The organism is Pseudomonas sp. HLG18 (assembly GCF_051903985.1).
Taxonomy (GTDB): Bacteria; Pseudomonadota; Gammaproteobacteria; order Pseudomonadales; family Pseudomonadaceae; genus Aquipseudomonas; species Aquipseudomonas fluorescens_BT.
In genome coordinates this window covers 3,033,699-3,054,348 of record NZ_CP195831.1, presented here as the reverse complement: position 1 = coordinate 3,054,348, position 20,650 = coordinate 3,033,699, and the positions used below count along the sequence as shown (strand labels likewise).

Genomic DNA, 20,650 nt, shown 5'->3' with positions numbered 1-20,650 from the left:
ACGCCGCCACGGGAGGGCTGTGTTTCTTCAGATTTCCCCAACATGGACGACAACTTACGCATTCCATTCCGCGTTTTGAGTCGTTTATGAAAAAACTAGTTGTCGTGATGTTCGCCGTCCTGTTGCTCGCAGGCTGTTCCAATCAGAAGTTCAAACCCGAATACCGCACGCAGATCCACACGGTGAAGATTCTCCCGGTGACCTGGAGCAACAAGGAAATGACCTACATGGGCCGAGAGCAGGCCTGGGGTGCGGCGTTGGGGGCCGGTGTCGGCGCGGGTGTTGGCATGGCGTCCCATGCCGGGAAGTTGGGGACGGCGGCGCTCAGTGGGGCCGGGTTTGCGGCGGGGTTGAAAGCGGGGGATCTGGCGTCGATGTCCACGGTCGAGGCGATTCAGTACAACATGGCGACGGCCGATATCGACCTGGGCAAGTTGGTGAAGAAGGGTTTCGAGGATCAACTGGCGGCGACCGGTCGTTTCAAGGTGGTTGCCGAGAATGAGCCGGCCGATGCGGAGATCAAGTTGACCGTGGTCAATTGGGGGTTTGCGCTGACGCAGGGTTTCAGCAGCGTGGTGTACCCGACGATTGTGGTGAACGGTTCGTTGAAGCGTGGCGAAGAGTTGATCTGGCAGCGCAATGAGCCGATTACCGCGTTCAACGGTGCCAACACTTATGGTTACGAGCCGCTGCGTTATCGCACCGAACCGGAGCTGGTCCGTGAGGCGTTGACCGGTGTTTCGCAGATTGTGGGGACCTATCTGGTGAAGGATCTGAACGAGTAATCACCGTTCTTCCTGAACCCGCGCTGTCGATGGCGAAAGTTTCATGTTATCGGCACGCGGGGGCGCCTAGGATGCAGCGATAAGATCGTTTCATCCAAGGGGAGCCCGACCATGCGTGCCAATGTCGTCAAAGTGCTGTTGATCGCTGCAGCTGTCTCGGTATTGAGTGCCTGTTCGGGCTCCGGTGGGTTGACCACCACCAGTTGTTTTTCTTCCGATTGCCAGTCGCCGGAAGGGCGCGCCAGCGCCAATACGCTGAAGTTCGGCGGCACCGGTATTGGTGCCAGTCTCAACCAGTACAGCTCTGGCATGTTGCATGACGATTGAATAGAAAAGGGCGCCCATCGGGGCGCCCTTTTTTCGTCTTGAAGCGTTTTACTGCGGCCCTGCCAGCCACTCGCCAATGACCTTCTGATATTTCCCGGTCACCTTGCTCAGGTGCAGCCACTGATCGACATACAGCTTCCAGCTCATGTCATCACGCGGCAGCAAGTAGGCCTTCTCCCCGTACTGCATGAACTGCTCCGGGTTGACCGCGCACAAACCGGGTTTCTGTTTCTGCTGATACCGCGCTTCGGAGGCGTCGGTGATCATCACGTCGGCCTTGTTGTCGAGCAGTTGTTCGAAGATCGTCACGTTGTCATGCAAGGCCAGTTGCGCCTTGGGCAGGAAGGCGTGGACGAAGGCTTCGTTGGTGCCGCCGGCGGGTTCGACCAGACGCACGTTCGGTTGGTTGATCTGCTCGACGGTCTGGTACTTGGACTGGTCGGCGCAGCGCACCAGCGGGATCTTGCCGTCGACGTCGAGGGTGTTGCTGAAGTAGGCCTTTTTCTGCCGTTCCAGCGTCACCGAGATCCCGCCCATGCCGATGTCGCACTTGCCGGCCTGCATGTCCGGCATCAGGGTTTTCCAGGTGGTCTGCACCCACTCGATCTTGACGCCGAGGCTGTCGGCCAGGGATTGGGCCATGGCGATGTCGATGCCTTCGAACCCGCCGTCCGTGCGCTTGAAAGTGTAGGGTTTGTAGTCGCCGGTGGTGCAGACGCGCAACTGGCCTTGTTGCTGGATGGTGTCCAGGTGCGAAACCGGCTCTTGTGCCTGAGCAGCGCTCGCCATGGCCAGCAGGCTGCAAAAGATCATCGTGCTTTTTTGAATTGTCATGGAGATCGGGCTTGTGCAGTGGGAGTGGGGGCCAGTGTAGTGAAAGGGGTTGCCGGGTGTCATCCCGCGTCCGGCCCGAGTGTGCCCAGCCACGCCACCAGCACCACGATCAACAGCGCGATGCCCAGCTCCACTGCAACACTGCGCCGCAGCGCATTGGCCGCCACTGGGTGTTGACCGTCGCGCAACGTTTGCTCCAGCAGCGGGCCGAGGTGAAAGCGGTTCAACGCCGCTAAAACCAGCATGCCGGCGAACAGCACAACTTTGATCGCCAGCAGCATCCCGTAGGTGCGGAGCAAGACCTCGTCCAGTGTCGGGCCGACGATGAACAGGTAGTTCAGCACGCCGGTCACCGAGAGGACGACCACGATCGCCGCGCCCACGCCTTCGAAACGTTTGACGGCACCGGCCAGCGAACGAATACGCGCTTCGCAGAACAGCGCATCGAGCCGCGACATCAAGATCAGCGCCAACATCGCGCCCATCCATGCACCCGCCGCGAGCAGGTGCAGGATGTCGCTGAGCAGGTGCCAGGCGCCATCCATCGCGCCGTGCCCGCTCCAGGCCAGAGAGGCGAGGGCGAGAGCACCGGCGATCGACGCCAGCCACAACCCCGGCCAGAGCATCACGATGCTCAGCGCAACCATCCGCACCGCCCATGCCGTCCCGACATCGGTTTCAAACAGCATCATTTGCAGATGCGGCCACAGCGCGGCGAATTCCGTTTCGCCACTCATGGTGCGGGTCATCAGCACCAGTCCCGCCACTGACAGCAATGCCCCGATCAACGCCGTCCCGCGCAACATCGGCCGAAACCGCAGCGTCGCGTCAGTGTTGTACAACCCAAACAACGCCACCCCGAACAACAGCAGCAAATCCACGTACAACGCCATCCGCAGCAGGATGTTGATCAGGTCGGTCATCGATCACTTCACTTTGAACGTGACGTTGCCGGTGATCGGGTGCGTGTCCGACGACACCGCGCGCCATTCGACCTTGTAGGTGCCGGCCGGCAGAGGTGCGAGCGGGGTGACGAGCATGGTTTTCGGGTCGCTGCCGGCGCTGACCCTGGCTTTCATCGGCATCGGCGAATGAGCCATGCCGGGCATTTCGGTCATCACCAGTTTGGCGCCGGAAAACTGGGTCAGCAGATCCTCCGAAAAACGCAGTTCGATCTTGCCGGGCGCCGCACCGTCGGCACCTTCGGCCGGGGTCGACGACAGCAGTTTCGGATGAGCCTGGGCCAGGGTGCTCAAGAGCAGACCGCCGGCGAGAACGAGGGTGAATTTCAATGTGCGCATGCAAGACCTCTGTGTTGTTTTTTGAAGGGATTCAGAACCACATCCGCACGCCGAGGACGAGTCGCGCTTCGCTGCGATCCTCGCCTTCTTCCCGTGCGTAATCGGCGGTGTTGCCGTAGGTGCGGTTCCAGGTCACGCCGATGTACGGCGCAAATTCACGGCGGATTTCATAGCGCAGGCGCAATCCGGCTTCGGTGTTCGCGAGACCCGAGCCGATCCCGCGTTGCGGATCGTTTTTGCCGTAGACGTTGAGTTCTGCGGTCGGCTGCAGGATCAGGCGATTGGTCAGCAGGATGTCGTAGTCGCCCTCCAGCCGCACCGCGCTCTGGCCGTTTTCGCCGAGGAACGCCGTGGCTTCGGCTTCGAAGTTGTACAGCGCCATGCCTTGCAGACCGAACGCGGCCCAGGTTTGCGGGGCGCCGGGCTTGAAGTCCTGACGCACGCCGCTGACCACGTCCCACCACGGCGAAATCGCGTGGCCCCACAGCGCCTGGATTTCCGCGTCTTCGGTCTTGCCGTTGCTGCGTTCGCCCTCGGAGCGCAGCCACAGGCGATCGGTGTCACCGCCGATCCAGCCGGACAAATCCCAGGCCAGCGTGCTGGCGTCGTCGGCGTTCTGCCATTCGAGTTTGTCGGCGAGCAAGTAAGTGTTGATCGCGCTGTCGTGCACCTGGTGGCCACCGTGGCTGGTGAACACGGCGGCACGGTCGGCGTCGGTCAGAACCGGGATCGGCGTGCGGCTTTCGGTCGGTGCGGCGGGCTGCATCATGCCGTCGTCCATGCTTTGCATATCGCCCATCTGGCTGTGGTCCATGCCCTGCATATCGCTGGCGGCGAACGCCGAAGACATCGACAGGAGCGACAACGAAAACGCGGCAAATCGAGTCATGGTCGGCGTCCTCATTCTTCCACCCGCACTTCGCGGAACATGCCCATTTCCATGTGGTACAGGAGATGGCAGTGATAGGCCCAACGGCCGAGCGCATCGGCGGTCACGCGGTAAGTGCGGCGTGTGCCGGGCGGCATGTCGATAGTGTGTTTGCGTACCTGGAAGTCGCCGTTTTCATCTTCCAGATCGCTCCACATGCCGTGCAGGTGGATGGGGTGGGTCATCATTGTGTCGTTGACCAGCACCAGGCGGATCCGCTCGCCGTACTTCAAGCGCAGCGGCTCGGCGTCGGAGAACTTGATGCCGTTGAACGACCAGGCGAATTTCTCCATGTGGCCGGTCAGGTGCAGTTCGACGGTGCGGCCCGGGTCGCGGCCGTCTGGGTCTTCGAAAGTGCTGCGCAGGTCGGCGTAGGTCAGCACGCGGCGCCCGTTGTTGCGCAGGCCGAGGCCGGGGTCGTCGAGTTTCGGCGCGGTGCTCATGGCTTGCATGTCCACCAATGGATTGTCCTTTTCGCTGTCGGGGTGCGACTGCATCGGGCCCATGTTCATGCTGGAGTGATCCATGCCACTCATGTCCATCGAACCATGATTCATTCCACCCATGCCCATGTCGTCCATGGTCACCAGCGGGCGCGGGTCCAGCGCCGGCACCGGGGCCGACAAGCCGGCGCGGGCGGCGAGGGTGCCACGGGCGTAACCGGTGCGGTCCATGGCCTGGGCGAACAGGGTGTAGGCATCGGCGGCGGGCTCGACGATCACGTCATAGGTTTCCGCCACGGCGATGCGCAGTTCATCGACGGTCACCGGTTTGACGTGCAGGCCATCGGCGGCGACCACGGTCATTTTCAATCCCGGGATGCGCACGTCGAAGTAGGTCATGGCCGAGCCGTTGATCAGCCGCAACCGCAGCTTTTCGCCGGGCCGGAACAGGCCGGTCCAGTTGTCATCCGGGGCGTGGCCGTTCATCAGGAAGGTGTACGTGGCGCCGCTGACATCGGCGATGTCGGTGGGATTCATCTTCATCTGCGCCCACATCGTGCGATCGGCAACGGTGGCGCCCCAGCCTTTTTCGCCGACGTCATGGATGAAATCGCCGACGGTGCGCTTGTGGAAGTTGTAGTAGTCGGACTGTTTTTTCAGGGTCTTCATCAGGCTGGCCGGGTCTTCGTCGGTCCAGTCGCTGAGCATCACCACATGTTCGCGGTCGTACTGGAACGGCTCCGGCTCCCGGGCGTCGATCACCAGCGGTCCGTAGACGCCGGCCTGTTCCTGCAACCCGGAATGGCTGTGATACCAGTAGGTGCCGTGCTGGCGAACCTTGAACTGGTAAACGTACACGCCACCCGGCTCGATGCCCTTGAAACTCAGGCCGGGCACGCCGTCCATGTTGGCCGGCAGCAGGATGCCGTGCCAGTGGATCGACGTGCTGTCCTTGAGCCGGTTGCGCACCCGCAGCGTCACCGTATCGCCCTCGCGCCAGCGCAGCAGCGGGCCGGGCAGGCTGCCGTTGATGGTCATGGCGGTGCGGGGCCGGCCGGTGAAGTTGACTGGAGTTTCGCCGATGAACAGCTCGAAGTCTGTGCCGCTTAACTCGTTCACCTGGCCGGGGCTGTTCAAGGCCCAGACCGGTGTGCGCCACAGGCCGAGGCCGCCGAGCAGACTGCCGGCGGCGAGGCCTTTGACGAAGGTGCGTCTTGAGGTGGTGGAAGGCATGCGCTGGAAGTCCCCGTTTGACCAATGACGGGGAGGCTAACCAGCGGCAGCTTTCAGCTGGCTGAGGCGCGGATTACAGTTGTGTCAGGTTCGACCTACAAACCTAATCCTTCCTGGACCACCGACAACAAGTTGTTTTCCGTCAGCGCAATGGCATCCAGCTGTTGCCCGGTCTCAAGGGTCTGCAACCACCAATGGCTTTCGCCGTGTTCGTCGACCGTACGCAGCAGCGACGCTTCCCGGCCCGGCAGGTTGATCTGCACACGCCCGGCGCCGTCTTCGGTGAAACGGGCGATGGGATCGAACGTAAGACTGTGGTGGTTGGCTTCGATGATCAACTGGTCGATGGCGTAGTCGTGGGTCTCGCCATCCGGCGAACTTTCGCAAACATGGGTAGGATTGCGCCGAATCTTCAGGCCGACCTCGGTGACCGGTTGCAACCAGCCTTCGATTCGGTGATACAAGGCGTAGACCTGAGCCGGCCAGCAATCGATTTCCAGTTCGGCGCAGGTGATTTCGTCAGCATGGGTGTGCCGTGTCTGTTTGAGTTTCGCGGCGAGTTCGTCTGCTTTACTCATGTCGGTTCCCTGTGGTGATTTCACTGTCATCGTAGTCCTTTCAAAGTAATGCAGGTTTTGCCCTGCGTCATGTGCTTGCAACACGGGCATGACTCAATCAGCGTCTGGCCAGGTGATGGTCGGACCACAGAAACCACGGACGCACGCGTCCCAAGGAACGGGAACATGAAAAAGCTTTTTACAATTATGGCGCTGATTGCGCTGACGGTCGGTAGCATTGGCCTGAGTTCGGCGCGCCAGTCACACGCCAACAAGGCACCGACGGAATCGGTGGCGGGGGTGTTCGATTACTACCTGCTGACACTGTCCTGGTCGCCGACGTTCTGCCTGACCCACAAGGACGACCCTCAGTGCACCGGCAAGGGTTACGGTTTTGTCCTGCATGGCCTGTGGCCGCAATACACCAAGGGCGGCTGGCCGCAATCCTGCCCGCCCTTGACCAACCTGTCGGCCGCCGAAACGGCCAAAGGCCTGACGCTGTTCCCGACCAAAAAACTCCTCGATCACGAATGGAGCAAGCACGGCACCTGCAGCGGCCTCGGCGCGATGGGCTATCTGGACGAAGCGGACAAAGCCGTGGCCGCGGTGAACATCCCGCAAGAGCTGCAACCGTTCAGCAGCTCGTATTACTTCGAAGCACAGGAAATTGCCGACCTGTTCCGCAGGAGCAATCCGGGCATCCCGTCAGACGGCATCGCCGTCATCTGCAACGGCCCGGAACTCTCGGAGGTACGGGTGTGCATGGGCAAGGACCTGCAATTCGGTGCATGCGGCAAGGGCGTGAAAACCCAGTGCCGGGCGGGGGATATTCGAGTACCGCCATCGCGTTGACCGGAGCGGATACCGTCCATAGAAAACAGGCGCCTTTTCAGGCGCCTGTTTTTTTGCATGCGGGTTTGAACAACGCCGCGACTTTGTTCATGCTTGCGCGCCAATGGATGATGACGCGACACCGCAAGGAGCTTTTCATAAGCGGAAAACCCGCTGCCCGAGTGACCGACCCGACGGCTTGCCCGTTGCCGGGACATGGCACCAACCCGATTGTCAGTGGTTCGCCGAACGTGAATTTCGACGGGCTGCCCGCTGCGCGTATGACGGACAAGTCGGCGTGCGGCAGCCCGATTACCGGTGGCGTTTCCTCGACGGTTTTCATCAATGGTCTGAACGCCGCCACCCTGGACAGCACCGGTGGTCACGGGAATGTGGTCATTGGTGGATCCGGCACGGTCATCATTGGCGATACCGTGACGAATGCACCCTTCAGCGGCCTGTTGCCAATGCCGGTGCACTTCACAGACAAGTTGCAGTTGGTGAATGACACGACCGGCGAACCGATGCCGAATCATCCGTACATGATTCAGCGCGCGGACGGTCGGATGGAGCACGGCGTGTCTGACGCCGCCGGTTTTACCCACACCATCAGTTCGCATCTTCCGGAATCCATCAAACTGTTTCTGGAGGAATGAGGCATGGGTGCGGAAACGGTTACGTGCGAGAAAGGCAACAATTACAAGCTGCACAAGGAACATACGCTGACGGACAAGAAGGACGTCAGTGTGAAGGCTGTTCCGGTGGAAAGTACCAAGGCGGTTGTGTTTTTTGTGGGAGGTGCTGGGGATAAGGAGCGTTACTATTTTTCTGGACCCTATAGAAATATCCAAGGGGCTCAACAGCGCTTTGATAAACGAACCGAAAAACTAGCGAAAGAGGGGAAATATAGATCGGAGTGGCTGGGGTACAACGAAGTCAGAGGGAAAAAGGATATTCAGAGGCATGTTTTAAGCCTTGTCCCGTACAAAACTTGCCCTGTCTATGTTGTGGGTCATAGCCTCGGGGGATGGAACGGTGCGCATTTGACAAAAATCATGTCGGAGTGGGGCTACCGGATTCAGATGTTGATTACCCTGGATCCCGTGGGAGAGGGCGCTTTGGTCTGGTTGGGCTCTGATATATATCGCGAGCGTCCTGAACCTGTCTCCGCCGATTGGATCAACATCAAAGCGGCACCCAGTCAAAGAGACCCATCAGACGGCGTGGCAGACTTTGGTGAGAAATGGCTGGTGTCCTGCGGCCCCTCACTAAACGTGAGCGTCGACACAAATCATGCAAATGCACTGTGGCTGTTTAACGCACCGATAGCTGGAACAAAATCAGCGAGCGACCTTTTGTATGATTCGATCATGGAAGAGTTTTCTTAATGCATAAATTTATACTTTGCGTATTTTTGGTCGCCTGTGCGGGATGTGCTAAAGATCATTTAAAGCCTCCCGCCACTCTAAGCTTCCTATCTATCGACAGGAAAAGTGGATCGTTGCTTTACGATATCAGGTATAGATCTGATATTGATGTTCTGGATCTTTTTGGCCGAGGAGAAAGAGTCGGGATGGCTTCTGGAAGTCTTGAGTGCGCTTTGGCGGATGATACGGATTTCTCGGTTGATAAAGCGATCCGGTTTTCTGCAGTTGGTTTGGTTGAGTCTGACAAAGGTAAAGGGCGAGATGGCAGTTTTTCGTACATTACTAACGCGTTTCTAGTTGAAACGTATAACAACCGTAGTTCACAAAGGCACTTGCCAACGAGCGAGCTGAACCAACTCCTCTCAGGCAAACAACAAATCCCCTGCAAAGTCGTCGTTACCGCTTACGGCTACAAGCCCTACTACTCAAACACCATGAACCTCCCGGTCGCAGACCTGCTGCGCGAAGTCAACAAGCCCTGAGCTCCGCGTCAATCGGGGGATCAAGCCAATCCCCCCGCTGCAACCCACTCAACGCCGGCAGCACCGAAAACCCAAGCCCTGAGGCGACCGCCGCTTGAATGCCGGTCAGACTGTGGCTGCCGAAAGCCACACGCCATGGGCGTTGCGCCACGTCGAGCAGGCGAATCGCTCGTTGCCGGTACAGGCAGCCCTGGGGAAACAGCGCCAGCGGCAATACACCATTGGAAGAATCGAACTCAGCACCTTTGACCCACACCAGTCGCTCCGGCCACGGGTGAAGGCGAGGAAAACGGGCAGGCAAAAATAAATCGCCGCGCAGGTCATCCATTTCCACTGCGCGCCGATATCAACGGGGTCGGGATGTCTCGAAGGCACTTGGTTGCCCCGTACAACCCGGTGGGCTACGCTCACAAAAACAAGGGTTTCGGGCTTTTGCCCCTGTCGTACCTGCCCAGGACACGCTTTTGCCTATCCCCATTCACGATCCGAACCAAGCCCCCGGCGGCACCCTCAAGCGTTTGCCCCTGCGCAAGGCGGCGGTACTGTTCATCGTTGCCGTGTGTCTGTGCCTGTCCGGCTTGCTGTATCTGCAGATCGAGCAGTCGCGGCGCCAGGATCTGGCGAATGCTCAAGTGGCCTCGGCCAACCTGACCCGGGCGATGGCGCAGCAGGCCGAGGACACCTTTCTGGCGGCGGATCTGGTGATGACCAGTCTGGTCGACTGGATTCAGGAAGACGGCTATGGCGCAGCGCAGAGACCGCGCCTGCAGAGGACTTTCGCGCGCCGGGTGCAGCAGCTGGAACAGTTGCACGGCATGTTTCTGTTCGATCGCGAAGGGCAGTGGGTGATTACTTCGTTTCCGGATCTGCCGCGCGGCAATGGCGTGGCCGATCGCGAGTACTTCAGGTTTCACCAGCAGAACGTCTCGATCGTGGCACACATCGGGCCGGCGATCCGCAGCCGCGAGAACGGCGAGTGGATTATCCCGATCTCGAAACGGGTGAACGACCACGCCGGCCATTTCCAGGGCGTATTGCTGGCCGGGATCAAGATGTCGTACTTCGACAAGTTCTTCAAAAGCTTCAGCCTGGATGACAACGGCACGATGTTCCTCGGCCTGACTGACGGCACGTTGCTCGCCCGTCGGCCATTCGATGAGGCTTTGATCGGCACCTCGATGGCCAAGGGCGAGATCTATCAGAAGCTGTTGCCCAATGCCCCCGCCGGCACCGCGATGATCGATTCGGTGGTTGACGGTGTGACGCGGCTTTACGGTTACCGGCAGCTGGAAAGTTATCCGCTGGTGGTGTCCTCCTCTTCGTCCCGGGACACGATTTTGCAGGGCTGGCATGACCGGGCGTTCCAGTCCAGCGTCATCGTGGCGCTGGTGGTGCTGGGCGTGGGGTTGTTTGGTTGGGTGTTCATCCGTCAGGTGCGCGACGGCGAACGGATCGAGAAAAACCTGCGCAAGGCCCAGCAGGCGCTGGAGGAGATCGCTACCCACGACAGCCTGACCGGGCTGGCCAACCGGCGTCTGTTCGAGCGCTCGCTGGAGGTGGAATTTGCCCGGGGGGCGCGGCAGTCGAGCCCGGTCAGCCTGATCATGCTCGATATCGATTTCTTCAAACGCTACAACGATGCCTACGGCCATGTGGCTGGCGACCATTGCCTGACGCAGGTCGCGCAGGTGGTGAAGAACTGCTGCCAGCGCCAGTCCGATCTGGCGGTGCGCTATGGCGGTGAAGAGTTCGCGGTGTTGCTGCCGGACACTGACATCAACGGCGCGCTGACAATTGCCGGGCAGATCCGCCGCAGCGTCATGGACAAACACATCACCCACAGCGGCTCGCCCACCGGGTATCTCACGGTGAGCCTGGGCTGCTATGCGTTTATTCCGACTGGCAACGACAGCCCGGAACTGTTCATTCAACGGGCGGATGCGGCGCTGTATCAGGCCAAGAACTCCGGTCGCAACCGCGCGGCGGTGTTGTCCATGGACGTTGGCGTTGGCGAATTGATGCGTTCGGATCGCTGATTAAACCGAATCGGTTCAGACACAGGCCATGGCCTTCACCATGACCTGCTCTTGTCCGTTCAGCCGCCCGCACCACTGCCGGGCCGGATGGCGAGCGGTCAGAAGTCCACGGTGGCCGACACCTTCAGGGTGCGCGGCGTGCCCTGAGTCAGGTAACCGCCGTTGGCCGAGGCCCAATAGGCTTCGTTGGCGACGTTCTCCAGGTTGGCCCGCAGGGTGATCTGCTTCTCATCCAGCTTGAAGGCATAGCGCGTGCCCAGGTCGAAACGGTTCCACGCCGGAATGCTTTGAGTATTCGCCGCGTTCAGGTACTGGCCGCCGGTACGCAACATTCGCGCGCTGAGAGCGGCGCCTTCGAGGCCCGGAATGTCCCAGTCGGCGCCGAGGTTGAACTGGAAGCGCGGCACCCCGACGGCGCGGTGGCCGTCATTCACGCCGTTGCTGCTGCCTTCCAGTTCAGTCTTCATCAGCGTCGCGCCGCTGAGCAGGCGCAGGCCGTCGAGCGGTTCGCCGTAGACGTTGAGTTCCACGCCTTTGTTGGTCTGCTGGCCGTCAACCCGGAAGATCCCGTCCTGGGTGTAGCTCGACGGTTGCTCGATGCGATAGACGCCGAGGCTGGCGCCGTAGCTGCCCATGTCCAGGCGCACACCGGCTTCGACCTGCTTGCTGCGCACCGGGGCGAAGGTTTCGTCGCGGTTGATCGCTGTGGTCGGCGGCGTCGGGCCCTTGGCCAGGCCTTCGATACGGTTGGCGTAGAACGACACGTGTTCCCAGGGCTTGATCACCAGGCCGTAGACCGGGGTGGTGATCGACTCTTCGTAACTCGAGGTTCGGGCGCCGGTGGCCGTGGCCCAACCATCGACTTTCATCTGCTGGCGCCGCACGCCGAGGGTCAGCAGGATGCGGTCATCGACGAAGCCGAGGGTGTCGGAAATCGCCTCGCTGCGCAGGATGTTCTTGCCGGTGATGCGCGGGTCGTTGATGTCGCTGGCGAACGAGGTGGGTGCCGGGCGCGGCTTGTCGGTGACGTTGTACAGGTTGGTGCTGTAGCGCCCGGCCGCGCCGACGGTTTCGAACGCCGAGCGCTGCTCGCCCCAGATGCCCGCCCAGCCGAGGTTCAATTGATGGGTGACGGGGCCGGTGTCGAAGCGGCCGTTGAGCCCGGCCATGGCGCTTTGGTTATCTTCATCGTGGGGCGAATAGAGCATGCCGCCACGGGCGTTGCCGTTGAGGTCGGTGACGGTCAGCGACGAGTACACGCCGTTTTCCCGGGTGTGCTTGGCGCCGCCGGACACATAGGCGGTCCAGTTGTCGTTGAGGTCGTACTCGGCGCGTGCCATGCCGAAGGTGTCTTCGAGCTGCGAGTAGCTCCAGCTCTGGGCATAGCTGGCGTTGGCGTGCGGCACCTTGGGGGCTTTTGTCAGGCTCGAATCGACATAGACCACCGAGCGCCCCTGATTGATGACCTGCTTCTGATAGCCGAAATCGGTCGAGACCCGCAGGCGATCGCCGCGATAGTCCAGGCCGACGCTGAACAGCGACGAGCGCTGGTCTTCGTCATCGACGGCGGTGTCGCCTTCGCGCTGCATCAGGTTGATACGGGCGCCGAAGCGGTTGTCCTCGCCAAAGCGCTGGCCAAGGTCCAGATGCCCGCCGACCCGGCCGTCGGCGCTGTAGTCGAGAGTGACGCTGCGCGTTGGCGTGTCCATGGCGCGTTTGGGTTGCAGGTTGATCCCGCCGCCGATGCCGCTGCCGCTCGGGGTCACGCCGTTGACGAAGGCGTTCGGGCCCTTGAACAGTTCCACTCGATCCAGCGCTTCGACGGCGATGATCTGCCGCGGCAGCACGCCATAGAGGCCGTTATAGGAAATGTCATCGGAGGCCAGCGGCAGACCGCGGATCATGAACATCTGCGAGAAGTTGCCGAAGCCGTTGGACTGGCGCACCGAGGCATCGTTGAGCAACACATCGCCAATGGTTTGCGCCTGCTGATCGGCCATGGTCCTGGCGGTGTAGCTGGTGACGCTGAAGGGCAGGTCGTTGACCGCTTGATTACCGAGCATGCCGACCTGTGCGCGACGGGCGACCTGTTCGCCACCGTAGGTGTCATCGCTGCTGTCGTGCAGGGCGCTGACGGTGGTGGCGCCGAGTTCCAGCGCACCGTCCGCCGCGACTTTCGGCGCCACGGTGTAACCATTGTTGCCGGTGCTGATCAGTTCGAAGCCGCTGCCTTCCAGCAATCGGGCGAAACCGCTTTGCGCGGTGTAATTGCCTTGCAGGCCCGGGCTCTGGCGATTGCCCAGTTGTGCCGGGTCGAACGACAACGGCACGCCGACGCTGACCGCAAATTGCGCCAGTACATGACTGAGCAGGCCCGGGCTGATGTTGACGTTTTGGCTGGCACTTTCGCTGACGCTGTTGGCGGCGTGGCCAACAGTCGGCAACAGTGCGCCGAAAGCCAGGGCCAGGCCAAGGGCCTTGAGCGGAAAAGTGGCAGGGCGGGGCGTGGGCAATGCGGTCATTCGGCGATCCTGTCGGGCGCGTGGAATTGAAAGGTCTATCCACTCACCGAACGAGGCGCGAAAAGGTATCAGTGAACATTGAAAATATTTTCCGAAGGCTCAGACGCGGGGCTCCACCGACAGCCAATAGCGGGTCAGGCTGTTGATGTTCAGCGGCAGGGTGTCGCTGAGCAGGCGCAGGCTGGCGTCGGTGTCGCGCAGGGAAAACGCCCCGGACACACGCATCGCCGCGACGTCCGGATGACAGCGCAGGACGCCGCGACGATAACGGCTGAGTTCGCCGAGCAATTCGTCCAGACGCATGTTGCTGGCCAGCAGCATGCCCTTGTCCCAGGCCAGGCTGGCGGTGTCGAAGGTTTCAGCGCTGTCGAAGCCGTTCAGCTTGAAGCGCTGGCGTTCGCCGGCCTTGATGATCGTATTTTGCTTGAGCAATTGCGGGGTGATTTGGACTTGCCCCTCCAGCACCGACACCAGGCTGCGCGAACCTTCGGTGCGCACGCAGAACCGCGTGCCGAGCGCACGAGCGAGACCTTGTGGGGTTTGGACAATGAACGGGCGGGCGGCGGCATCGCTGGCAGTGGTGATCAGCACCTCGCCGTTGAGCAGCAGCACCCGGCGCTCGACCGGGCTGTAAGCGATGTTCACGGCGCTGTCGGTGTTGAGCAGCAATTGGGTGCCGTCCGGCAGTTGCAGCGTTTTTTGCTCGCCGATGGCGGTGCGCTGATCGGCCGTCCACTGCTGCCACGGAACATGTTGCGAGGCGATGCCCACCGGCCCGGCCATCAACAGCAGACCGAGGCGGGTAAGGGTCTGGCGACGGCTGAGGCCTTCTTTGCGCGAAGCCCGTTGCAGGGTCTGGATGGCGACGTTGGCCGGCACGCTGCGCAAGTCCCCCAGCAGCGCTTCGGCCCGTTGCCAGGCAATGGCGTGTTCGGCGCTGCGGTTGCGCCACTGCGCGATGGCCTGATGATCGGACGGCGAGGCGGTGCCCGAATGCAATTGCACCAGCCAGTCGGCGGCTTCACCGAGAATCTGCGGATTGATCATCGATGAATTCATCAGGCGACACTCAGGCAGGCAATGAACGCGGCGCGCATGTGGCGTTTCACGGTGATCAGCGAAACCCTCAGCCGCGTGGCGATCTGCGCATAGGTCAGGCCTTCGATCTGCGACAGCAGGAAGGTGTCGCGGGTCTGCGCAGGCAGCTCGCGCAGCAACGCTTCTATGCGCCACAGGGTTTCAAGAATCAGATAGCGGGTCTCCGGCGACGGCACTTCGGCAGGCGGCAGATGGGCGATGGTTTCCAGGTAGGCGCGCTCCAGGTCCTGGCGCCGCCAGCGGTCGATCACCAGACCTTTGGCGATGTGCGTCAGCAGTGCCCGGGGTTCGCTGCCCAGAGGCTTGAGCACCTGACGGCTGAGCAGGCGCAAAAACGTATCGTGAGCCAGGTCGGCCGCATCGCAGCGATTACCCAGCTTGCGTTGCAGCCAGCCTTGCAGCCACCCGTGGTGTTCGCTGTAGAGCGTCTGGACTTGCTGATTCAATGGCGGATCGAGAGACGACATGAGCGGCAGATACTCGTTGCGGGCATCCGATGCCTGGCTGCAATTAGAGTGCAATTAAGAATTGATCGCATTCTAGTGGCACCGAACGAGCGCTGGCAATTGCCCCTTTGCACTTTCTTTTCTGGCGCCAGAAAGGAGTGGCCTACACGTCTTCCGGGAGATTGGCTATTTGTTTGGCCCGGCCCCGGGACTAACGTAGCCACACATTCACTTGCCCCGGAGAATCACCATGAAACCTCGTGCCGATTTCTACACCGCTTCCCCAGACGCCCTGAAAGCGATGATCGCCCTGGAAACCGCCGTCTCGAAACTTCCGCTGGAAAAGACCCTGATCGAACTGGTCAAACTGCGCGCTTCGCAAATCAACGGCTGTGCGTTCTGCATCGACATGCACACCGCTGACGCGATCAAGGGCGGCGAAACCCCACGCCGGTTGTTCGCCGTGACCGCCTGGCGTGAAGCGCCGTTCTTCACCGACCGCGAACGCGCCGCGCTGCTGTGGACCGAGTCCCTGACCCAACTGAGCCTGACCCATGCCCCGGACGAAGATTACGAAGCGGTCGCTGCCCAGTTCTCGCCAAAAGAAATGGTCGACCTGACCGTGGCGATCAGCACCATCAACAGCTGGAACCGTCTGGCCGTGGGCTTTCGCAAAATCCCGCAAGCCTGATCGCTCAATGTGCATCGGCACTCGGCGCCGCCGGTGGTTGCACCTTGCGCATCAAGGGCACCATCGCCGTGGCGATGACGAAGCACACCATGATCATCAGGAACGTGTCGCCGTAGGTCTGTGTCTGTGCCTCGCGGTAGGTCAGCAGCCATAGCTGACGCAGGCTGGCGGTAAGGCCTGCATCGCCGCTCTGACCCAGTGCGGCGAAGTTGCCGCCGACCTGGGCCAGCCACTGATTCACTGCTTCGTTGCTGCTGTTCAGATGCTCGGCCAACCGCGTGAAGTGCAGGTTGGTGCGGTCGTTGAGAATGGTCGCGCACGCGGCAATCCCGATTGCACCGCCCAGATTACGCATCAGGTTGAACAGGCCCGAGGCGTGCTTAAGCCGCGCTGGCGCCAGACCACCCAACGTCAATGTCACCGCCGGCGGCACCGCCAGTTGCTGGGCAATCCCGCGCAGGGCTTGCGGCAACATCAATTGCCCGGCACCCCAGTCGTGGGTGATCGGACTGAATTCCCACATCGACAAGGCGAACAACGCCAGGCCCGCCATCATGATCCAGCGCAGATCGAGGCGATTGGCCAGAAAGGCGTACAGCGGAATCGCCATGATCTGGAACACCCCGGTCGAGAAAACCGCCAGACCAATGTCCAGCGCGCCGTAACCACGCACCCGGCCGAGAAACAGTGGCGTCAGGTAAATCGTCGCGAACAGGCCGATGCCGGTGACGAAGGAAAAGAAGCAGCCCAGAGCGAAATTGCGATCCTTGAGGGCGCGCAGGTCGACGATCGGATTGGCCACGTGCAGCGTGCGGCCGACAAACGCCACGCCGGCCAGGGCGCTGATCCACGCGGTGGTCAGGATGGTCTGATCGCTGAACCAGTTCCAGCGCGGGCCTTCTTCGAGGGTGTATTCCAGGCAGCCGAGAAACAGCGCCAGCAACACCATGCTCAGATAATCCGCGCCCTTGAGCAGCGACAGTTCCGGCTGATCAATCTTGACCAGCATCGGCACCGCCACGGCAACGAAAATCCCCGGCACCAGGTTGATGTAGAACAGCCAGTGCCAGGACGAAATGTCGGTGATCCAGCCGCCGATCACCGGACCCAATGTCGGTGCCAGCGAAGCCACGGCGCCAATGGTCGCAGCGGCAATCACCCGTTGCTTGCCGGTAAAGAAAAAGAATGCGGTGGTGAACACCAGCGGAATCATCGAGCCGCCGAGAAACCCTTGCAGCGCGCGAAAGGCGATCATGCTCTGGATGTTCCAGGCGATGCCGCACAACAGGCTGGCGAGGGTGAAACCGACTGCCGAAGCGCAGAACAGCCAGCGCGTGGAAAACACTCGCGACAGCCATCCCGACAGCGGAATCACGATGATTTCGGCGATCAGGTAACTGGTCTGCACCCACGCCGTTTCATCGGTGCCGGCGGACAACCCGCCGCCAATATCGCGCAGCGAGGCCGAGACGATCTGGATGTCCAGCAGCGCGATGAACATGCCGATGCACATCGTGGCGAAGGCGAACACTTTGGTCGCCGTCGCCATCTCGGCGGCATTGAATGGCTGCGCGGAGGCGGTGAGGGCGGTGCTCATGGCGCGCTGGCCACGGCGGTGGTTTCAGGTTGGGCGCGGGTGTCGACTTCGGCCGTCACCGACAGGCCCGGACGCAGGTGACCGAGTACGCCGTCGGCGGGGTCGAGCAGGATTCGCACCGGCACACGCTGGACGATCTTGGTGAAGTTGCCGGTGGCGTTTTCCGGCGGCAGCACGCTGAACTGCGAACCGGTGGCCGGGGCAAGGCTGTCGAGGCGGCCGTGGAATTCCTGGCCGGACAACACGTCGGCGCGGATGCTCACGCGCTGGCCGGGTTTCATCCGCGCCAGTTGGTCTTCCTTGAAATTGGCATCGACCCACAGACCGCTGGCCGGCACCACCGACAACTGTTGCGAGCCGGCCTGGGCATAAGCGCCGACCCGCGCGCGGCGGTTGCCGATCACGCCGTCGACCGGGGCGCGCAATTCGGTGTAGCCGAGGTTGAGTTGCGCCAGATCACGCTCGGCCCGGGCTTGCTGGAGGGCGGCTCGGGCCTGCTGTTTCTGGGTTTCGATCACGTTGAGCTGGCGTTGCGCGGCCAGCAGTTCGGCCTGGGCCTTGGCGCTCAAGGCTTGCGCAGTCTTGAAGGTGGCGTCGGCCCGTTGCGCGGCTTCCACCGAAACCGCATTGGTCGTTACCAGACGTTTGTAGCGTGCGTTGTCGTCCCGGGAACGGGCGGTTTCGGCGCTGGCGGCATCGATGCCGGCGCGGGCCTGACCGATTACCGCCTGTTGCAGCTGTTCGGTGGCATCGAGGTTGGCCAGCAGCGCTTCCTCGGCGGCAACGGCGCCTTCAGCCTTGGCCAGATTGGCGCGGTAGTCGCGGGCGTCGAGGCGAATCAGCACGTCGCCGGCCTTCACCTTCTGGTTGTCGCTGACCAGCACTTCCTCGATGTAACCGGCCACCTTCGGCCCGATCACCGTGACGTCGCCGCCAATGTAGGCATCGTCGGTCTCCTCAAGAAACCGCCCGGTGCCCCACCAATGCACGGCGTACAACCCGGCTAACACCAGCGCAGCCAAACCGGCAGTGGGCAACAACAGGCGTTTGAGCAGGGGAGGTTTGGGAGCGCTGACCGGAACGGCGAGATCGGGTTCTACGGTGGGCATGCTGGTCATGGCGTAATACCTGAGGAAGCGGAATGGCTATTACGACCGTAATATGACGCGAGTAATATTTTGTGGCAATTGGTTTTTATCGCCGGTCGTCAGATGGGGGGTGTTGAAAGAAAAGCTGATCATTTGTTTAAGAAATGTAAGCGCTGTAGGAAGCGTCTTGCAATTGTGTAGGAAGGCTCTGACTATCACCGCTATTGATGGGGTGGCATTAAGCCAGTTGATTGCAAGGATGTTGAGTGCCGTATTCGCTTTGCGCTGTTTCTCGTAGTCGTTTCCTGCCTCGCCCGCTGTTGTTGGCCTTGTTGTTGAGTGTGTGTGCGCCCAGCGTTTTTGCCGCCGAATCGTCGAACCCGGGCCAGGAAGTGCTGCGCCAGCAGCAACAGCAGCAGCGCGATCTGCAACAACTGCAAATCGAACAGCGCAAGCGGCAACTGGAGCGTGGCGCGTTCGGCGCGCCGCCTGCCACTCCGGCCATCCCCGAATCGATCAAACCCGACGAACGCTGCTGGCCCCTGAGCGGCACGCGCATCGGCGGCGTCACGCTGATCGATAAGGACAAGCTCAACGCCCGGATCAAGCCGCTGCTGGCGCCGTGCATGGGCGTCGGTCAGATCAACCATCTGCTGGCGACCATCACCGCGCTTTATGTGGAGAAGGGCTACATCGCCAGTCGCCCGTACCTGAGCAGTGCGCCGGCGGCGGGACAGTCGCTGGATATTCTGGTCGACGAAGGCTACATCGAGTCCATCGAACTGGCCGACCAGAGCCTGCCGGTGTCGCTCGGCGGCGCGTTCCCGGGCATGCTCGGCAAGCCCTTGAACCTGCGGGATCTGGAGCAGGGACTGGATCAGTTGAACCGTCTGCGCACCCTCGATCTGACCGCCGATATCGCCCCCGGCAGTCAGCCCGGTGCGTCAAAAATCATCCTGCGTTCGCGTACCTCCGGGCAGTCGCGCTGGGCCCTTGGCGCCGGTTTCGACAACCTCGGCAGCGCCAGCACCGGACGGGATCGCCACACGTTGAGCCTGACCCTCGACAGCCCGCTGGAGCTCAACGACCTGTTGAGCGTGAGTGCCAGCGACACCCTCAACCGGGGCGACCGCTATAACCGCAACGCCAGCCTTTATTACGCAATTCCCTATGGCTACTGGACGTTCAGCACATTCGCCAGCCATGCCGAATATCGCTCGCCGTTCAAACTCCCAGGCACGACCCTGTACAGCACGGGCATCACCGATCAACTGAGCCTGCGCGCCGACCGGGTGTTGTGGCGCGACCAGAGCCATCAGCTCAGCGCCAACCTGCAGCTGGCGCACAAGGACGTCGACAGCTATCTGCAAAACGTCCGGCTCGGCATCCAGAGCCCGACCCTGACCGTGGCCGAGGCCGGGCTCAATCTGTTCTGGCTCGATCGCGCGGTGTGGAACCTTGACTTCAATTACGCGCAGGGGCTGCGCTGGCTCGGCGCCGACGACGATGCCGATCATCAGGTCAGGAACCTGCCCAAAGCGCAGTTTCGCAAGTACCGCGCCGGCCTCAGCCAATGGCGCAACGGCCAGCTCGGCACGCAAGCCTGGCAATGGCAGAGCCAGCTCAATCTGCAATACAGCCCTGACCCGCTGCCGGCGATCGAGCAACTGCTCGGCACCGACGATTCCGCCGTGCGCGGTTACCGGGTCAGCAGTGCGTCCGGGGCCAGCGGTGCGATCTGGCGCAACACCTTGCGCCTGCCGCTACGCACCGATTTGCCGGTGCAGCTCACCCCGCGTGTCGGACTCGACCACGGCTGGATCAAGGCCGACCACGGCGCCCCGGTTCAACGCCTGAGCGGCGCCAGCATCGGCCTCAACCTGGGCTGGAAAAACTTGCAAGTGGATGTCGATTACCAACGCAGCCTGAACACTCCGACCGGCCTGCACCGCGAGCCTGAAACCTGGCTGATGCGCGTCGGACTGCAGATATGAACGTCAGTGAACAACAGCCATCGGACCTGA

Annotated in this window: 20 protein-coding genes and 1 pseudogene; 9 read left to right on the top strand and 12 right to left on the bottom strand. The window is 61.5% G+C overall.

Going from position 1 to position 20,650, the window contains the following annotated elements; all coding sequences use genetic code 11:
- The first annotated feature begins 86 nt into the window (after positions 1-86).
- Together ACSPX5_RS14010 and ACSPX5_RS14005 are read left to right on the top strand one after the other, a co-directional pair.
- Positions 87-785 (top strand): hypothetical protein, encoded by a 699-nt coding sequence (locus ACSPX5_RS14010; RefSeq protein WP_439821948.1) that lies wholly within the window; start codon positions 87-89, stop codon positions 783-785.
- Between the two features lie 111 nt (positions 786-896).
- Positions 897-1,112 carry a hypothetical protein gene (locus ACSPX5_RS14005; protein ID WP_096822039.1) on the top strand — a complete coding sequence of 72 codons (216 nt, stop codon included), beginning with the start codon at positions 897-899 and terminating at the stop codon, positions 1,110-1,112.
- A gap of 48 nt (positions 1,113-1,160) precedes the next feature.
- Here ACSPX5_RS14005 and ACSPX5_RS14000 read toward each other — a convergent pair whose 3' ends face one another.
- The 6 genes from ACSPX5_RS14000 to ACSPX5_RS13975 all read right to left on the bottom strand — a co-directional run bounded on the left by ACSPX5_RS14000 (position 1,161) and on the right by ACSPX5_RS13975 (position 6,429).
- Positions 1,161-1,946: a transporter substrate-binding domain-containing protein gene (locus tag ACSPX5_RS14000; RefSeq protein ID WP_207866956.1), complete on the bottom strand. Its 786-nt coding sequence runs from the start codon at positions 1,944-1,946 to the stop codon at positions 1,161-1,163.
- Positions 1,947-2,005: 59 nt separating this feature from the next.
- Positions 2,006-2,869 carry a copper homeostasis membrane protein CopD gene (gene copD / locus ACSPX5_RS13995; protein WP_439821947.1) on the bottom strand — a complete coding sequence of 288 codons (864 nt, stop codon included), beginning with the start codon at positions 2,867-2,869 and terminating at the stop codon, positions 2,006-2,008.
- A gap of 3 nt (positions 2,870-2,872) precedes the next feature.
- Positions 2,873-3,247: a copper homeostasis periplasmic binding protein CopC gene (copC, locus tag ACSPX5_RS13990; RefSeq protein ID WP_169431120.1), complete on the bottom strand. Its 375-nt coding sequence runs from the start codon at positions 3,245-3,247 to the stop codon at positions 2,873-2,875.
- Between the two features lie 31 nt (positions 3,248-3,278).
- Positions 3,279-4,136 (bottom strand): copper resistance protein B, encoded by an 858-nt coding sequence (locus tag ACSPX5_RS13985; RefSeq protein WP_439821946.1) that lies wholly within the window; start codon positions 4,134-4,136, stop codon positions 3,279-3,281.
- An 11-nt stretch (positions 4,137-4,147) separates the two neighbouring features.
- Complete coding sequence (locus ACSPX5_RS13980; protein ID WP_439821945.1) at positions 4,148-5,851, bottom strand: copper resistance system multicopper oxidase; 1,704 nt, start codon at positions 5,849-5,851, stop codon at positions 4,148-4,150.
- A 95-nt stretch (positions 5,852-5,946) separates the two neighbouring features.
- Positions 5,947-6,429 (bottom strand): hypothetical protein, encoded by a 483-nt coding sequence (locus tag ACSPX5_RS13975; RefSeq protein WP_169431117.1) that lies wholly within the window; start codon positions 6,427-6,429, stop codon positions 5,947-5,949.
- A gap of 165 nt (positions 6,430-6,594) precedes the next feature.
- Between ACSPX5_RS13975 and ACSPX5_RS13970 the strand changes: the two genes are divergently transcribed.
- The 4 genes from ACSPX5_RS13970 to ACSPX5_RS13955 all read left to right on the top strand — a co-directional run bounded on the left by ACSPX5_RS13970 (position 6,595) and on the right by ACSPX5_RS13955 (position 9,148).
- Positions 6,595-7,260 (top strand): ribonuclease T2, encoded by a 666-nt coding sequence (locus ACSPX5_RS13970; RefSeq protein WP_439821944.1) that lies wholly within the window; start codon positions 6,595-6,597, stop codon positions 7,258-7,260.
- 137 nt (positions 7,261-7,397) lie between these two features.
- Entirely contained in the window at positions 7,398-7,895 is a 498-nt protein-coding gene (locus ACSPX5_RS13965) for a PAAR domain-containing protein (protein ID WP_439822032.1), read from the top strand.
- 3 nt (positions 7,896-7,898) lie between these two features.
- Positions 7,899-8,627: an alpha/beta hydrolase gene (locus ACSPX5_RS13960; protein ID WP_439821943.1), complete on the top strand. Its 729-nt coding sequence runs from the start codon at positions 7,899-7,901 to the stop codon at positions 8,625-8,627.
- Positions 8,627-9,148 carry a hypothetical protein gene (locus ACSPX5_RS13955; RefSeq protein WP_439821942.1) on the top strand — a complete coding sequence of 174 codons (522 nt, stop codon included), beginning with the start codon at positions 8,627-8,629 and terminating at the stop codon, positions 9,146-9,148. Before ACSPX5_RS13960 ends, ACSPX5_RS13955 begins: the two co-directional genes overlap by 1 nt.
- A 55-nt stretch (positions 9,149-9,203) precedes the next feature.
- Here the strand turns inward: ACSPX5_RS13955 and ACSPX5_RS13950 are convergent.
- A pseudogene (locus tag ACSPX5_RS13950) lies at positions 9,204-9,425 on the bottom strand (LysR substrate-binding domain-containing protein); the annotation flags it as partial.
- A gap of 187 nt (positions 9,426-9,612) precedes the next feature.
- Between ACSPX5_RS13950 and ACSPX5_RS13945 the strand changes: the two are divergent.
- Entirely contained in the window at positions 9,613-11,184 is a 1,572-nt protein-coding gene (locus ACSPX5_RS13945) for a sensor domain-containing diguanylate cyclase (RefSeq protein WP_439821941.1), read from the top strand.
- 98 nt (positions 11,185-11,282) lie between these two features.
- Here ACSPX5_RS13945 and ACSPX5_RS13940 read toward each other — a convergent pair whose 3' ends face one another.
- The 3 genes from ACSPX5_RS13940 to ACSPX5_RS13930 form a co-directional block, all read right to left on the bottom strand.
- Positions 11,283-13,706 (bottom strand): TonB-dependent siderophore receptor, encoded by a 2,424-nt coding sequence (locus ACSPX5_RS13940; protein WP_439821940.1) that lies wholly within the window; start codon positions 13,704-13,706, stop codon positions 11,283-11,285.
- A gap of 99 nt (positions 13,707-13,805) precedes the next feature.
- Complete coding sequence (locus ACSPX5_RS13935; RefSeq protein WP_439821939.1) at positions 13,806-14,765, bottom strand: FecR domain-containing protein; 960 nt, start codon at positions 14,763-14,765, stop codon at positions 13,806-13,808.
- On the bottom strand, positions 14,765-15,271 hold the full coding sequence (locus ACSPX5_RS13930) for a sigma-70 family RNA polymerase sigma factor (protein WP_169431109.1): 507 nt from the start codon (positions 15,269-15,271) through the stop codon (positions 14,765-14,767). Before ACSPX5_RS13930 ends, ACSPX5_RS13935 begins: the two co-directional genes overlap by 1 nt.
- Positions 15,272-15,500: 229 nt before the next feature.
- Between ACSPX5_RS13930 and ACSPX5_RS13925 the strand changes: the two genes are divergently transcribed.
- Positions 15,501-15,941 carry a carboxymuconolactone decarboxylase family protein gene (locus tag ACSPX5_RS13925; RefSeq protein WP_169431108.1) on the top strand — a complete coding sequence of 147 codons (441 nt, stop codon included), beginning with the start codon at positions 15,501-15,503 and terminating at the stop codon, positions 15,939-15,941.
- A 4-nt stretch (positions 15,942-15,945) separates the two neighbouring features.
- Here ACSPX5_RS13925 and ACSPX5_RS13920 read toward each other — a convergent pair whose 3' ends face one another.
- Together ACSPX5_RS13920 and ACSPX5_RS13915 are read right to left on the bottom strand one after the other, a co-directional pair.
- The gene (locus ACSPX5_RS13920) at positions 15,946-17,538 is read right to left on the bottom strand and encodes a DHA2 family efflux MFS transporter permease subunit (protein WP_169431107.1); all 1,593 of its coding nucleotides are present in this window, start codon (positions 17,536-17,538) and stop codon (positions 15,946-15,948) included.
- Complete coding sequence (locus tag ACSPX5_RS13915; RefSeq protein ID WP_439821938.1) at positions 17,535-18,656, bottom strand: HlyD family secretion protein; 1,122 nt, start codon at positions 18,654-18,656, stop codon at positions 17,535-17,537. The genes ACSPX5_RS13920 and ACSPX5_RS13915 overlap by 4 nt, the downstream gene beginning before the upstream one ends.
- A 236-nt stretch (positions 18,657-18,892) precedes the next feature.
- On the opposite strand from ACSPX5_RS13915, the gene ACSPX5_RS13910 reads away from it, so the two are divergent.
- Positions 18,893-20,620, top strand: coding sequence for a ShlB/FhaC/HecB family hemolysin secretion/activation protein (locus ACSPX5_RS13910; RefSeq protein WP_439821937.1), 1,728 nt, complete (start codon positions 18,893-18,895; stop codon positions 20,618-20,620).
- Positions 20,621-20,650: the final 30 nt, after the last annotated feature.